This window comes from Neobacillus sp. NPDC097160 (genome assembly GCF_044762155.1).
Classification (GTDB): domain Bacteria; phylum Bacillota; class Bacilli; order Bacillales; family Cytobacillaceae; genus Neobacillus.
The window spans coordinates 158,843-173,591 of record NZ_JBIWDU010000002.1 but is presented as its reverse complement, the minus strand read 5'-3'; the positions used below and the strand labels follow the sequence as shown (position 1 = coordinate 173,591).

The following is a 14,749-nucleotide window of genomic DNA, read 5'->3' as shown; positions in this document are numbered from 1 at the left end:
ATGAAACCTCTCTTTTCTGGAGAGGTTTTTTATTTTACATAAAAACAAACTTTTCCTATAGGAGAAACGGAGAATTAGTAAAAACAAAGAGAAGGAGTTTTAAAATGAAAAGAAATATTTTAAAAAGTACATTCGTATCAGCATTGGCAGCAACACTACTACTCACAGGATGTGCATCTGGAGGAGAAACAAAGCAGGCAGGCGGCAACAAAAAGGTTTCGCTTGTAGGGGTACCAGAAGCATTTTCCAAAGGGGATCAGTTAAAAATCAAGGTCATCCGCAAAATTGGCGGTGACGATCATACTGCCCAATTCCTAGCAGGGGCAAAGGAAGAGGGAGAAGCATTAGGTTTAAAAGTGGACGTGTTTACGGCAAATGGCGACACAGCAAAATTCCATGATGCCATTAATCAGGCACTAGACCAAGACTATGACGGCTTTATCATCTCCCATGGCGATGATGATGCGACAATTAACGATGTGAAGAAGATTGTTGAAAAAGGAAAAAGTGTTGTAGCGTTTGATTCAAATCCAAACTTAGCAAATGTAGAGGGTGTAACCATTACTTCGCAGGATGACGAGGCATTAGCGACGTTAGCGCTTGACCAGCTTGTAAAGGAAACGAATGGTAAAGCGAATATTGCTTACCTATGGGTAGACGGTTTCCCGCCAATGGTCCGCCGCAACAAAGTTTACCAGGATGTGCTTGCAAAAAACTCTGGTATCAAAGAAGTGGAGCGTTTCGGGGTAGCTGCTGCTGATACAAGTGTCCAAACGCAAAATGCAGTGGCCGCGATGTTGAATAAATATCCGAAAGGTAAATTGGATGCGATTTTTGCTACTTGGGATGCCTTTGCCATCGGTGCAGCACGTGCACTTAAAGAAGCAGGGCGTGAAGAGGTAAAAATCTATGGGATTGACGTGTCGAATGCCGACCTCCAAGATATCCAAAGAAAAGGCAGTGCTTGGAAATATACAGCTGCGGTTGACCCTAAATTAATCGGTGCTGTTGATATGAGATTACTTGCGAAAAAATTAGCCGGTGAAGAAACACCGAAAACATATGATTTAGAAGCATCGCTTGTTTCACAAGAAAATCTTCAGAAGTCAAAGGATCCTATAAACATGGTTAATCTTTCAAAAATCATTCCAGGCTGGGGCGAGTCCACAGCATTTGAAGAGGATTGGATGAAAACATTAAAGAAGCATTATAAGAAGTAATCGTGAGCTGCACTCTCTTTTTCGCTAGATTAAGGGGGTGCCGTTTTAATAAGGGGGTGGAAGTTCGATGGGCTCAACATTAGAAATGAAAAACATCTCGATTGAATTTCCAGGTGTAAGGGCATTGAATCAAGTAAATTTTTCAACGGAAACGGGAACTATTCAGGCATTGATTGGGGCAAATGGTGCTGGGAAATCAACGTTAATGAAGGTTTTATCAGGGGCTTATGACCATTACACAGGGGAGATATCGCTGGACGGGAAACATCTCAATATCCGTTCGCCAAAATGTGCCCAGGATGCCGGAATTCAAATTGTATACCAGGAAGTTGATACTGCCCTCATACCGTATTTAACTGTCGCGGAAAATATCATGCTGCTCGACACCGTCCATAACATGGGGAATAGCCAGTGGATAAACTGGAAGAAGCTTCATCAAAAAGCAGCAGAAATTTTAACGGGGATGAACATCACACTTTCGACAAAGAAGCTTGTGAGTGAGCTGACACTTGCGGAAAAACAAATGATCTTAATTGCCAGAGCAATCTCGAATCAATGTAAGTTTCTGATTTTGGATGAACCGACAGCACCATTGAGCCATCTGGAAACGAACGAACTTTTTCGGATTGTTCGAGTGTTAAAAAAGCAAGATGTAGGAATTGTTTTTATCTCCCATCGCTTACCGGAAATTTTTGAAGTGTGTGATGTGATAACCATCATGAGAAACGGTGAATTTGTGGAAAAAGAAAAGATTGCCGCTATTACCCAAAATAAAGTTGTCGAGCATATGCTTGGGCAAAAGCTGGAGGAACAGTTCCCAGAAAAAAATACGGCAATTGGAAACACGGTTTTTGAAGTAAAGGGACTTACAGATAAGGAAAAAATTAAAGATTTACATTTGCACGTTAAATCAGGAGAAATCGTTGGTATTGCAGGGCTTGTAGGGGCTGGAAAGACAGAACTGTGCAAAGCATTATTTGGTTCGGAGAAACTAACAGGCGGAGAAATCATCATTAATGGGAACAAATTATCCTTAAAAAGCCCATATGATGCGGTAAAAAACGGGCTTGCCTTAGTCCCGGAGGAACGGAGAAAAGAAGGAATTCTCATTCTTGAATCCGTTGAAGCTAATTTGTCCGCTGCGAATCTAGGAAGTTTTTCAAAGGTATTTGGTTTTGTAGACAGAAAAAAGGAAAAAAATTCGGCAAAACAGTTGATCAGTCTTCTTGGTATTAAAACACCATCGGAAGAAACGAAGGTGCAAAATCTATCAGGTGGAAATCAGCAAAAGGTGGCAATCGGGAAGTGGCTTGTTGCTGAGGCAGATGTTTATATTTTTGATGAACCAACAAAAGGTGTTGACGTAGGAGCAAAGAAGGACATCTTTGAATTAATCATCGAATTGGCAAGAAGAGGAAAGGCCATCATTTACGCTTCATCTGAACTATCCGAAATGATCGGAATCACGGATCGAATCTATGTTTTATATGATGGCAGGTCAGTAAAGGAATTGGTTACAAAGGCAACGAATGAAGAGGAAGTATTATTTTATTCAACAGGGGGCAGGTAGAATGGAAGCAAAAATTTCAGCTAAGAATCAAGGAGCCCCAGTGAAAAAGGGATTTGAGCTGTTTCATTTTTTATATAAATACGGAACGATCATCACGATTCTTGCACTTATTGTTATTTTTTCAATAGCGAATCCTACCTTTATTCAAGGAAGTAATATCATCAATATCTTACGATCGATTTCGATTGTGACGATTATTGCCATCGGAATTACGATTTCGTTGTCCGTCGACGGTTTCGATCTCTCGGTCGGTTCGGTAGCATCGTTATCAAACGCCATCGTCATTTCGATGTTTGTCTGGTTTTCGCAAAATATAGTAGTGGCCATCATTTCTGCCATTCTCGCATCATTATTAGTTGGGGCATTAAACTCATTCATGATCGTGAAGCTGAGGATTCCGGATATGCTGATGACGTTAGCAACGATGTTTATCATTCAAGGGACGGCACTTACCTATACAAAAGGGGCATCGGTTTCGCAAAATATGGTGATGCCGGATGGCTCGATGGCAACAGGTCTCATCAGCCCTTTTTTTGCAAAAATTGGAGCGGTTCCATGGATTATAATCATCATGGCTGTGGCAGTTATTATTGTTCATATCTTTTTGACCTACACTAAGCATGGCCGTTATATGTATGTGATTGGCGGAAATAAAGAGGCCGCTCGGCTTTCCGGTATACCCGTCAATAAATATAAGGTAGCTGCCTACTTGCTTTCGGCCCTTTTTGCTGCGATTGGCGGAATTGTGCTTGCATCCCGCGTTATGACATCAGAAATCAACTCTGGTGCACCTTACTTGATGGATTCTGTTGCTGCTGCGTTTATCGGCTTTTCTGTCCTTGGGGCCGGCAAACCCAACGCATTTGGCACCTTTATTGGGGCAGTTCTAATTGGAATTTTGCAAAATGGCCTTGTGATGATGTCGGTTCCGTATTATGCCATGGATATTGTTAAAGGGGCAGTATTGGCCTTTGCCTTGGCGATTACCTACTATAAGCAAAAATAAATCTATTCACATTGTGGATAGGTTTATTTTTTACCCAAAAAAGTATTTACAAATTTTACTTCAGGGATAAAGCAACTGCAGCAGTTGATTTACTCCTTGGTCCTTAGCAAAAAATTGATAAAAATATCCATTTTACATATTGACAACAATAATATTAACAATGATAATATAAACATAAATAATATGAGGTGAAAACGAAATGAACATACAAGACGTAATTCTTGGCTTTTTATATGAGGAGCCAATGAGTGGATATGATATCAAGCAAATGATGGAGAATTCCGTTTCTTACTTTTTTGATGCTTCATTTGGCGCAATTTATCCAGCACTAAGGAAAATGGAAAAGGAAGGACTTGTGGAAAAACAGGTCATCCAGCAAGACGGAAAGCCGAACAAGAATTTATTTGTAATTACAGGAAAGGGAAAGGAACAGTTTCAACATTACCTAAACAGTCCAATCAATCCGACGATTACAAGGTCAGATGTCCTCATCCGCATATTTTTTGGACGATTTACCACAAAGGATAAGATTAAAGATTGGTTAGAGGAAGAACGCGATAAGAGCCAGGCGATGTATGACAATTTAACAAGAATAGCTGATATGTGTGGTTCAGATATGGAACACCACAAAAGATTTACTTTAGAATTTGGGATTCGCCAAGCTGAGATGATTTTGAGAATGGTTGACGAAGAACTAAAAAATTTGAATGAAAAACAAGGGGGGTAATTGAATGAAGGGAACAGGTGGAATGAAGGTAGTTTTGCTCATGTGTATAGGGGTATTTGTTTGTATGCTGGATTCAACGATTATGAACATAACGCTTCCAGCGATTCAGGATAGTCTGCATACGACGTTGGAAACGAGCTCATGGATGCTCAATGTCTATACAATGACAATTGCCGTTTTAGCGATTCCGATGGCAAGGTTTGCCGAAATGTTCGGCAGAAATAAATTTTATATTGTAGGACTGTTTGTTTTTGGACTTGGATCAGCACTCTGCGGGCTCGCGAATAACGGGGACTTCTTAATCGCTGCCCGTTTTATTCAAAGCATTGGCGCAGCGATCTTAATTCCAGGCAGCATGGTGATCGGAATTGCTTCCATGCCAATTGAAAAAAGAATCCTTCCGTTAACACTGCTTGGTGCTACTCAAGGTTTAGCCACAGCTTTAGGTCCAACGGTTGGAGGAATCATCACTGAAAAACTAAGCTGGCATTGGGTTTTCTACGTCAATGTTCCAATTTGTTTACTTGCAATTGTCGCAGCCTTCATTATCTTAACACTAAAAAAAGAAACTCGTGTAAAATCAAAAATAGATTGGTTTGGTTTATTTTTCTCTGTATCGGCTATTTTCCCGCTTAACCTTGTATTGATCAAAGGGAATACATGGGGCTGGGTAAGTACGCTTGCAGTCATTTGCTATTTAATGACAGCCGCCTCCATCGTCTTGTTCATCGTGGCAGAGAAAAAGTCAAAGGCACCAATGGTCAATTTAACTCTCTTTAAAGACCGCTTGTTTACAGGCTCAGTTGTAACAGTGACAACAGGTTTCATCTTCCTCATCGGTGTTATGGTCCTACTACCTCAGTTTTTAACTAACTTCCAGCATAAGACGGAGCTTCAAGCCGCATTACTCGTCACACCTGTATCTGCCGCCATCTTTGTATTTTCCAACTTTGCCGGTTTGCTTTCAAAAAAAATTGGATATACCATCCCAGTCATTGTTGGCTTTGGAATTATGGGAATTGCCTACTACTTGTTACACAATTTAACGATCAATAGCACGCCAAAAGAAATCATTCTGCTCTGCAGTCTGCTTGGCTTAGGGTTTAGCTTTGTTATATCTTCGGCGACAATTGCAAGCACATCTTCATTTGAAGGGGAGATGCTCACGGCTTCGCAAAGTGTATTTTCGATGCTTAGGCAGGTAGGGGTGGTCTTAGCGGTCGCCATCTTTGTCGCTGGATTATCCAACAATATTCATGATAAAAAACAAGATGTTGCCCTTTTTGCGGCCCAAAAGCTAGAAAAACTAGATGTGCCCGAGTCCGTAAAAGAAACAATTTTACGCGAAACGCAAAAATCAATTAACGCAGGAAAACAGGACTTAAAACCAAATCCTGCTTTAATAACAAGCAAGGAGCGCCTACAAATCATCGATGCCAATGTTCAAGCGGCCTTGGTTGCTATTCCTGAAGAACAAAGACCTTTAGCAAAAGGACAGATTTATCAAACGGTTGAAAAACAAGTGGATGAAGAAATAGCGAAGGAAGGAAAATTGGTAAAAACTTATGGAAATCAAGTTACTGACTATGCTCAAAAGACCATTTCCACTAGTTTTGCCGATCTGTATAAATCAAGTATACCGTTTGTATTAGTATGCTGTTTAACGGGGTTCGTTTTTTGGGAAAGAAAGAAGAAGTCGGAATTAACTTTAGTGAATACTCCAGCTGCAGAGTAAATATATAAAATAGATAGTCGGTTATCTAAAGGGGTGGGGAACAAATGGAAGGAATCAAAGTAGTGAATTTAGGGGTGCGATTTTTGTTAGAAATCATGGCTCTCATTATTTTGGGATATTGGGGATTTCGAGTTTCTCAAGGTACCATTATGAAAATCATCACAGGAATCGGTACACCCTTACTTGCAGCGGCAATATGGGGAATGTTTGGAGCTCCTAAGGCATCATATTTATTAACGGGATTCCCATTCCTTATATTAGAAATTATTATTTTTGGGCTGCCTGCAGTTGCTTTGTTTTTTATCGAAAAACAATCGCTCGCCTATATTTACGGGCTGATGGTAGTTATAAATCTTGTTTTAATGAAGATTTGGCATCAATAAAATAAAAAACAGCCTGTATCCATGGTGACAGACTGTTTTTTCGTATTTGGAATACTACAATCAGCGTTTCAGTTCATACACCGCTATCAGGGCACTTGCGCTTTTCTAATCAACAGCACCTAGACACTTTTCCACCCTTTGCATTGTAACGAGCTTCTTGTGCTTCACAGAAAAATTCCTTCCGTGATTTCACAGTTTCCTCAGGATGGTGTGATTCCATATGCTGAACGTATACTTCATAGCTTGGAACTCCTACTAGCAGACTTAGGAATTGCTTTCTGTAAGAATTGATCTTCCTTAACCGATTAAGCATATTTTTTCAAATCTCCTTCATCGTGAGGCACATAGAGTGACTCGTGCAATGGTAGTTTGTGGTTTGTTAAAACTTTAAACCAAATCCTTAGAGCTGAAATTAAGACTACGATGACTACGAACATGAAAATAGCAGTTAGTGTTGCATCGACATAGTCGTTAACGAGAACCTGCTTCATTTGAGCAGCTGTTGTTGCCGGTGCAAGTACTTTTCCATCTTCGTATGCTCCTCTAAAAATTTTCGCATGTGATAAGAAGCCAATTTTCGGGTTCTCATGGAAAAGCTTTTGCCAGCCGGCAGTTAAGGTAACAATTAACAGCCAGGTTGTTGGCAGCAAAGTCACCCATACATATGCTTTTTTGCCCATTTTATAAAGGATGGTTGTTCCCAACATCAGCGCAATTCCGGCGAGCATCTGGTTGGCAATCCCAAAGAGCGGCCATAGGGTATTAATTCCGCCAAGCGGGTCAATCACACCCTGATACAAGAAGTAACCCCAGAAGGTGACACATAATGCAGTGGCAATGATGTTTGGAATTAACGCATCTGTTTTTGCGAAGGGCTTATAAGCTGTTCCAATTAGATCTTGAATCATAAAACGCCCCACACGAGTTCCAGCATCAATTGTCGTCAAAATGAACAATGCTTCAAAAAGGATAGCAAAATGATACCAAAATGCCATTAAGGCCTTACCGCCAATTATATTTGAAAAAATTACCGCCATACCAATGGCAAGTGTTGGTGCACCGCCGGTTCTAGATAGAATCGTTTGCTCACCGACATGTTTAGCGATGGTACTTAAATCATCTGGAGTCACAGTAAATCCCCAGCTTGTTACGGTTTTAGCAGCTTGAATTACATCTGTACCGATTAAGGCTGCCGGACTGTTAATCGCAAAGTAAATGCCCGGATGAAGAACGCAGGCAGCAATCATTGCCATAACGGCAACAAATGATTCTGTCAGCATTGCCCCGTAGCCGATTGGCCGGGCATGGGATTCCCGTTCAATCATTTTAGGTGTGGTACCTGACGAAACCAACGCATGGAACCCGGAAACAGAACCGCAGGCAATGGTGATAAATAAGAATGGGAAAATATTTCCGGCAAATACCGGACCTGTCCCATCAATGAATTTTGTTAAACCCGGCATTTCAAGATTAGGGGCAACAATGATAATTCCTAATGCAAGTGCCAAGATTGTCCCAACCTTTAAGAAGGTGCTTAGATAATCACGTGGTGCAAGTAAAAGCCAAACCGGCAATACAGATGCAACAAAACCATAAATAATCATCATAATCGCAATGGTTTCACCTTTAAAGGTAAACATATTTGCTAAGGTTGGATTTTCTGCGACTGTTTGTCCGAAGATTAGTGACAGAAGCAATAACACAATCCCAATTATAGAAGCCTCACCAACACGGCCTGGACGAATATAGCGCATGTAAATACCCATGAAAACAGCAATCGGAATCGTTGCTGCGATCGTAAACATTCCCCATGGGCTTCCCACAAGTGCTTTTACAACAACCAAAGCTAATACAGCTAATAAAATAATCATAATACCTAGAATACCAATCATGGAAATAATGCCCGTTACCTTACCCATCTCATCCTTGATCATTTCACCAAGGGACTTACCATCTCGACGCATCGAACCAAAAAGAATAATAAAATCCTGAACCGCACCGGCTAAAACAACACCGACTACAATCCAAAGAGTCCCTGGTAAATAGCCCATTTGCGCAGCAAGGATTGGACCAACTAATGGACCGGCACCGGCAATGGCAGCAAAGTGGTGCCCAAAAAGTACCCACTTGTTTGTTGGAACATAATCTTTTCCGTCATTATGTATTTCTGCAGGTGTTTTCCGTTTATCATCAAGCTGGAAAACCTTATTTGCAATAAACTTACTGTAAAAACGATAGGCAATTGAATAGACACAAACAGCAGCAGTTAATAGCCAAATGGCATTAATGCTTTCCCCGGTGTTTAAGGCCATCACCGCAAAACCTGCTGCTCCAAGTGCTGCAACTAAGCCCCAGATAATAATTGATTTTAATGCTTTCAAATCAACTCTCCCCCTTTTCTCTATTATTTCTATAAGTATATTTAATAATTAGAAAATTTTAAATAATTACTTTTCCTCATTTTTAAAAAAAAATCACCGTTCTCATGTCCAAGAATCATGCTCCGAATTGCTTCGTACCTTTGTTTTGATTTAAACTAGATAACAAATGTAGAGATAATGTGGTGAGTGATAGATGGAAAAACAAGTTGAAAAAACATCCGAAGTGATGGAGGTCTGCCTGCTTGCGGGGAAAATTATGCTGCAAAGCGGCGGGGAAACGTACCGTGTCGAAGATACGATGATGCGGATTGCCGCCTCCTTCGGTATTGAAAATACACATAGCTATGTGACCCCAACAGGTATTATTTTTTCGGCAGAAAGCTCTGGGCCAACAAGGACCAAACTTATCCGAATATTAGAGCGTTCCACAGATCTGAAGAAGGTTGCCTTGGTGAATAGTATTTCTAGAAGTATTAGTAGTGGTGATGTTAATCTGAAGGAGGCCTGGGAGGAGTTAAAGGAAATTGATTCTCTGGACGTCACGTTTCCTTTTCGAATTCAAGTAGCGGCTGCTTCTTTAGCTAGCGGTTGCTTCATGATTATGTTTAAGGGTGGCTGGAATGATTTTATCCCGGCAATGATCTCAGGCGGAATGGGTTATTATAGCTTTGTTCACTTCCACCGCTATGTCCCAGTCAAGTTTTTCTCTGAGTTTTTGGCATCCTTTGTGATTGGGTTACTCTCTTTTTTATTTGTAAAAATGGGTGTCGGCCATCAATTGGATAAAATCATCATTGGCTCGGTTATGACGCTTGTACCAGGCCTTTTAGTTACCAATGCGATCAGAGATTTAATGGCGGGACATTTGGTTTCAGGATTGTCTAAAGGAGCGGAAGCATTTCTGACGGCCTTCGCCATCGGTGCAGGAATTGCCGTTGTAGTATCGTTTTTATGAAGGTGAGGTGGATGACAGGTGGCGATTTTTGCCCAGTTAATAACAAGCTTTATTGCAACCGGTGCGTTTGGAATCATTTTTAACGCACCTAAAGAAACATTAGTGAAATGTGGACTGATTGGAATGGGTGGCTGGTTGATTTATTATCTTCTCAATGGCTATTTAGACGATGCGATTTTGGCAACCCTGGCTGCAACTATTTTTGTTGCCGTTATAAGTCAAGAATTGGCGAAGTTTAATAAAACACCTGTGATTATTTTTAGCGTCGCAGGGATTATTCCGTTAGTTCCAGGTGGTTTGGCCTATGATGCGATGCGGAACTTTGTTGAAAATGATTATAATACCGCAATAGGCTTAGCAGCAAAAGTACTTATGCTGGCAGGTTCCATAGCCTTTGGACTTGTCTTTTCAGAAGTTATTAATCAAGTTATAAGAAAGATTAATCAAAATAAGATACGAACATGACCTCTTTTAGTAAAACTCTAAAAGAGGTTTTTTTAAGGAAAATTTAAGATAGAAGGAATATGATTTAGTTGGAAAATCTTTTCCTTTATAGATCAGGTATCTTTTGGTATGGTTAATATAGTTGTATATTATAAGTCTAATTGCCTATTACCTGCAAATTATTTTACGAGGAATGGTATACATATCTATGAAAAAAATGTTTTTTATTATTATTATCCTATTGATATCATTTATTGGTGCAAAAACGATAATAGAAGGAAAGTTTAACTGGCAGACTGTCGTTCAATTGAAGGAGACTGTGCATACTAAGACAAATGAGATTGGATCTCAATTAGACGCTAAGCTGCAAAATGCAAATGGAGACTTTCTTAAAGATGAAGTAGAACCTTTAAGAGAAGTTACAAAAAATAATACAGAGCCAATTTTTCCAGATCGTATGCAGCTCGATGTGCCACTTTTGAATCAAATGGACAAACCTAAACTTTACAATGGCTGTGAGGTAACGAGTTTGGCGATGATTCTCAATTATCACGGGGTAAAAGTGACAAAAAACGAATTGGCTGAAAATATAAAAACAGTCCCTTTAAACTATAGTAATGGGAAAAAAGGAAATCCTAATGCTGGATTTGTCGGAGATATGGTAAATGGTCCAGGATTAGGGGTTTACAATAGTCCAGTATTGGAATTGGCGCAGAAATATGTTGGCAATCGAGCAGTTAATCTAACCAATAGTTCCTTTACAGATTTACTAAAAAAAGTGGGACAAGGGTTACCTGTCTGGATTATTACAACCTCTAACTTCACCCCAGTCTCTGTCTTTCAAAAGTGGGATACTCCGCAGGGAAAAATCGATATTACCTTTAGTGAGCATAGTGTTGCTATTACCGGCTACGATGAAAATTATATTTATGTAAATGATCCATATGGGGAGAAAAATAAAAAATTGAACCGTGAGAGTTTTATTAAGGCATGGGAGCAAATGGGCAAACAAGCAATTGTGATTGAAAAATAAAAATGACGAAGTGGCGAATAAATTGGACGAAGGCAGAGGGATTTCCCTCTGCCTTCTTAGCTCTTGATTCAATTAGAATCCATATCGTAACTTGTGAATGGGTTGTATTGTTTAAAATCCATCGCAAGGTAAAAACATTATTTATTGTAATTGTTAATAAAAACAAGTTTGCCGCGGTTATTCTTCCACCTGATGGTTTTATACCTAAACGATGTAAGCCCTACCTCTCTTACATCCTAACGGCTCCGAAGCCGATCCAGTGTGAATAAGTTTTTATTTTAAAACATAAGCAGAATGCCAGAAAAAAATTCTACCATTGCGTTATCTTATCTATTACAAGTTACTTAAATGTGAAGCACAAATATTAATATTACAGGATACTGGGATATTTGTCAATGTTTTTTTATGAGAGGATTTTCTTAGCACTTTTTCTTTTAAAAAAGATCGAAATATGTCGAAAATCATAGTTTTTTCATATTTTATGTCATTTTTTTCTCGAAAAGATGGTAAGATGGTAGGAGAAATAATTATTTAATGTTTTCAGACTATTTGTTCAAAGAACTAGGCCAAGGGAGCTACTTAGCATGAAAGAAAGCAGCAATAGTCCTAAACTAATATTTGAAGAGAAAAAGGCGATAAAGCTATTTTTGTGGTTGTTTAATGTAATATTTTTCTCTTTTGATATTTTCTATTATTACATTTTGCCACTCTATTCACATAAAAATTTTAATGGTAACCAAAGAGACGGACTAGGGGGATGGCTGTATCTTCCAATCATTGGATTACTTCTAATTGCATTTTATTTTCTTAAAAAAGGAAATCCTTATCTTATAAAATACATCTATATATTCAGCTATCTATGTATTGATATAGTGGATAATCTTGTTAGATATCTTGGAACAACAGAACAATTTGCTTCAGGGAATGTTGTTGAGATCTTGTTTATTCTTTTTAGTCCGATTTTTGTTAATAAAAAATACTTTTGGACTGTTGCAGTAGGGCTGATCAGTAAGGATGTAATAATTGGGTTAGTTTTGCATGATTTCTATCCCTTCTTTCCGGCTTTGGTTTTATTGATTTTGTCCATAATTGCTTATATTTTATTAACACGGTTTAATTCATATATTAATTCGTTAACCCATGTTTATGAAGAACTTTACCAGAAAGAGAAGCTAGCGGTTGTCGGTCAAATGGCTACAGCAATTGGACATGAAATTCGGAATCCACTTTCTTCCTTAAAAGGTTTTACTCAACTACAGCAGGAAAGAAATCCGGTTGGAAATGAATATTATCCGATAATGATCCAAGAAATTGATCGGATCAATTCTATTGTTGATGACCTAATGTATCTGGGAATACCAAAGGAAATGAAATTTGAAAAGGCGGGTATTGAAGAAGTTATTGCCTATACCTTATCCATTACCCAGCAGCAGGCTGAAAGGCAAGGGGTGGCTGTTGAAACAACTATGGTTGGTCCATTACCACCTCTCGATTGTGATGAGAAACAACTGAAGCAGGTCTTTCTTAATTTGATCAAAAATGCCATTGAATCCATGCCTGAAGGGGGAAGGATTCAGGTTCTAGTTAAAGTGATTGAGGGACAAAACATGAATGTATCCATTCAGGATGAAGGCTACGGTATATCTGATGAAAATATCCTAAATCTAGGAGAACCATTTTTTACTACGAAAAAGGATGGAACTGGTCTGGGTTTAATGGTTTCCAACCAGATTATCAAGGATCACAGTGGTGAGTTAAAAATAGAAAGTGAGATTGGAAAAGGAACAAAGGTTAATGTTTCATTACCGATATCACATAAAAACTGATAGCAATAAATAGTTCTATAATTATACAAAAATCCGCAAAATAAAGTGTTCCAAGGTCTTTTTCAATGAGATATAATGTAGAAGAATACTTGTTTTTGATAGATTTTGTAAATGGTTACTAAAAAATAACGAATATTTGTAAATTCTGTCATGAGTATGTGTTAGATACGCTTGGAGGTTTATATGATACCGCATGAAGAACAGCGAACTCTTAAATGGTTTCTTTTATTTTTCTATATAATTTTTATAGGATATGACTTTTTTTATTATTACCTCTTACCTGCATTTGTAACAGATAAGAAGAGTGGTTTACCTAGTAATTTTTGGTATATTACCTATTTTGTTTTATTGATACTTATTCCGGTTTCGCTTTATTTAAATAAAGTAAAAAAGATATCTTGGATAAAATATGTGTTTGTTATCATCTATTTAATAACCGTTTTTATTGTTGATATTTTAACCTACGTAGGAAGTAATGATTCCTATACAAATGGGAATGTAGTAGAGATATTTTTAATTTTTTCCTTACCTCTTTTCCTTGATAAAAGATTTTTTTGGACAGTTAGTTTAGGAATTACCACAAAATATGTTTTAATTGGTGTTATTTTGAACTCCTCTTTAGTTGCTATTGCAAGTGTTTTTATTGTTATATTATCTAGTATGTCATTCTACTTATTAGTTCGTTTTCAAGGTTATGTTCGTGCGATTAGCACTTCATATGATAATCAGTTGCAGGGAATAGTAAAAGGGGTTATTGCGACACTAGAGTTGAAAGATCCTTATACAAGGGGGCATAGTGAACGAGTTGCTAGCTATGCTTTATTATTAGCCCAAGAATTAGGAATATTATCAAAGGATGAACAAAAATCCTTTTATTATGCCTGCTTACTACACGATATTGGAAAGGTTCATATTCCTGATCAAATATTAATGAAACCAGGAAAGCTGACAAAAGAGGAATTTGAAATCATTAAATCACATCCTGGAGTAGGGGCTGAAGCGGTTAGGAATGTCGAAGGAATAAATGATTGTCTTTGCGTCATTCGTTCCCATCATGAGCGCTGGGATGGAAGAGGATATCCCGATCAATTAAAGGGTGAGGAAATTCCTTTGCTTGCTCGAGTGGCTTCTGTTGCTGATGCTTTTGATGCGATGACATCTTCACGATCATATCGTGCAGCGATGCCGGTTGAAGAGGCCTATCAACGTATTATTGAAGGAAAGGGTTCCCAATTTGATCCAACGTTAGTGGAGGTATTCAAAAAAGTATTCCCTGCTTGGGTTGAATTTCATGAAAAATATCCATGGAAAAAAGGATGGGAATTTCCTAAGGAGGTGGAATTATGAAAATCCGGAAATTAAAAAAGGTTAAGACCACTTGTTGGTGGTGTTCTTGGGTAGGAGTAAAACCATAATGTATAGGGATGCTAGCAATTTGCTAAGCATCCTTCTTTAATGTTTAAAAAAAC

The 14,749-nt window shown here is 38.6% G+C and carries 13 protein-coding genes; 11 read left to right on the top strand and 2 right to left on the bottom strand.

Annotation, left to right across the window (positions count from 1 at the left end):
• The first annotated feature begins 104 nt into the window (after positions 1-104).
• The 6 genes from ACIQXV_RS02785 (at position 105) to ACIQXV_RS02760 (ending at position 6,641) form a co-directional block, all read left to right on the top strand.
• Positions 105-1,220 carry a sugar ABC transporter substrate-binding protein gene (locus ACIQXV_RS02785; RefSeq protein WP_402955736.1) on the top strand — a complete coding sequence of 372 codons (1,116 nt, stop codon included), beginning with the start codon at positions 105-107 and terminating at the stop codon, positions 1,218-1,220.
• 67 nt (positions 1,221-1,287) lie between these two features.
• A complete protein-coding gene (locus ACIQXV_RS02780; RefSeq protein WP_402955733.1) occupies positions 1,288-2,790 on the top strand; it encodes a sugar ABC transporter ATP-binding protein in 1,503 nt (500 codons plus the stop codon).
• Position 2,791: 1 nt separating this feature from the next.
• Complete coding sequence (locus ACIQXV_RS02775) at positions 2,792-3,796, top strand: ABC transporter permease (RefSeq protein WP_402955730.1); 1,005 nt, start codon at positions 2,792-2,794, stop codon at positions 3,794-3,796.
• 199 nt (positions 3,797-3,995) lie between these two features.
• Positions 3,996-4,523, top strand: a complete 528-nt coding sequence (locus ACIQXV_RS02770) for a PadR family transcriptional regulator (RefSeq protein ID WP_402955727.1) — start codon at positions 3,996-3,998, stop codon at positions 4,521-4,523.
• A gap of 4 nt (positions 4,524-4,527) precedes the next feature.
• Entirely contained in the window at positions 4,528-6,258 is a 1,731-nt protein-coding gene (locus ACIQXV_RS02765; protein ID WP_402955724.1) for an MFS transporter, read from the top strand.
• Between the two features lie 44 nt (positions 6,259-6,302).
• Positions 6,303-6,641 carry a YrdB family protein gene (locus tag ACIQXV_RS02760; protein WP_402955721.1) on the top strand — a complete coding sequence of 113 codons (339 nt, stop codon included), beginning with the start codon at positions 6,303-6,305 and terminating at the stop codon, positions 6,639-6,641.
• Between the two features lie 109 nt (positions 6,642-6,750).
• Here ACIQXV_RS02760 and ACIQXV_RS02755 read toward each other — a convergent pair whose 3' ends face one another.
• Together ACIQXV_RS02755 and ACIQXV_RS02750 are read right to left on the bottom strand one after the other, a co-directional pair.
• The gene (locus tag ACIQXV_RS02755) at positions 6,751-6,954 is read right to left on the bottom strand and encodes a YbdD/YjiX family protein (RefSeq protein WP_402955718.1); all 204 of its coding nucleotides are present in this window, start codon (positions 6,952-6,954) and stop codon (positions 6,751-6,753) included.
• Positions 6,947-9,022: a carbon starvation CstA family protein gene (locus tag ACIQXV_RS02750; protein WP_402955715.1), complete on the bottom strand. Its 2,076-nt coding sequence runs from the start codon at positions 9,020-9,022 to the stop codon at positions 6,947-6,949. Before ACIQXV_RS02750 ends, ACIQXV_RS02755 begins: the two co-directional genes overlap by 8 nt.
• 193 nt (positions 9,023-9,215) lie before the next feature.
• On the opposite strand from ACIQXV_RS02750, the gene ACIQXV_RS02745 reads away from it, so the two are divergent.
• The 5 genes from ACIQXV_RS02745 (at position 9,216) to ACIQXV_RS02725 (ending at position 14,627) form a co-directional block, all read left to right on the top strand.
• On the top strand, positions 9,216-9,977 hold the full coding sequence (locus tag ACIQXV_RS02745; protein WP_402955712.1) for a threonine/serine exporter family protein: 762 nt from the start codon (positions 9,216-9,218) through the stop codon (positions 9,975-9,977).
• Between the two features lie 18 nt (positions 9,978-9,995).
• A complete protein-coding gene (locus ACIQXV_RS02740) occupies positions 9,996-10,442 on the top strand; it encodes a threonine/serine exporter family protein (RefSeq protein ID WP_402955709.1) in 447 nt (148 codons plus the stop codon).
• Positions 10,443-10,629: 187 nt separating this feature from the next.
• Positions 10,630-11,454, top strand: a complete 825-nt coding sequence (locus tag ACIQXV_RS02735) for a C39 family peptidase (RefSeq protein WP_402955707.1) — start codon at positions 10,630-10,632, stop codon at positions 11,452-11,454.
• A 584-nt stretch (positions 11,455-12,038) separates the two neighbouring features.
• On the top strand, positions 12,039-13,280 hold the full coding sequence (locus ACIQXV_RS02730; protein WP_402955704.1) for an ATP-binding protein: 1,242 nt from the start codon (positions 12,039-12,041) through the stop codon (positions 13,278-13,280).
• Positions 13,281-13,463: 183 nt separating this feature from the next.
• On the top strand, positions 13,464-14,627 hold the full coding sequence (locus ACIQXV_RS02725; RefSeq protein ID WP_402955701.1) for an HD-GYP domain-containing protein: 1,164 nt from the start codon (positions 13,464-13,466) through the stop codon (positions 14,625-14,627).
• Positions 14,628-14,749: the final 122 nt, after the last annotated feature.

What these genes read in the sequence shown, in the direction of transcription:
- ACIQXV_RS02780 (WP_402955733.1), top strand. Translation starts at nt 1,288, where the DNA reads ATGGGCTCAACATTAGAAATGAAAAACATCTCGATTGAATTTCCAGGT.
- ACIQXV_RS02730 (WP_402955704.1), top strand. Translation starts at nt 12,039, where the DNA reads ATGAAAGAAAGCAGCAATAGTCCTAAACTAATATTTGAAGAGAAAAAG.
- ACIQXV_RS02775 (WP_402955730.1), top strand. Translation starts at nt 2,792, where the DNA reads ATGGAAGCAAAAATTTCAGCTAAGAATCAAGGAGCCCCAGTGAAAAAG.
- ACIQXV_RS02785 (WP_402955736.1), top strand. Translation starts at nt 105, where the DNA reads ATGAAAAGAAATATTTTAAAAAGTACATTCGTATCAGCATTGGCAGCA.
- ACIQXV_RS02745 (WP_402955712.1), top strand. Translation starts at nt 9,216, where the DNA reads ATGGAAAAACAAGTTGAAAAAACATCCGAAGTGATGGAGGTCTGCCTG.
- ACIQXV_RS02765 (WP_402955724.1), top strand. Translation starts at nt 4,528, where the DNA reads ATGAAGGGAACAGGTGGAATGAAGGTAGTTTTGCTCATGTGTATAGGG.
- ACIQXV_RS02735 (WP_402955707.1), top strand. Translation starts at nt 10,630, where the DNA reads ATGAAAAAAATGTTTTTTATTATTATTATCCTATTGATATCATTTATT.
- ACIQXV_RS02770 (WP_402955727.1), top strand. Translation starts at nt 3,996, where the DNA reads ATGAACATACAAGACGTAATTCTTGGCTTTTTATATGAGGAGCCAATG.
- ACIQXV_RS02755 (WP_402955718.1), bottom strand. Translation starts at nt 6,954, where the DNA reads ATGCTTAATCGGTTAAGGAAGATCAATTCTTACAGAAAGCAATTCCTA.
- ACIQXV_RS02760 (WP_402955721.1), top strand. Translation starts at nt 6,303, where the DNA reads ATGGAAGGAATCAAAGTAGTGAATTTAGGGGTGCGATTTTTGTTAGAA.
- ACIQXV_RS02725 (WP_402955701.1), top strand. Translation starts at nt 13,464, where the DNA reads ATGATACCGCATGAAGAACAGCGAACTCTTAAATGGTTTCTTTTATTT.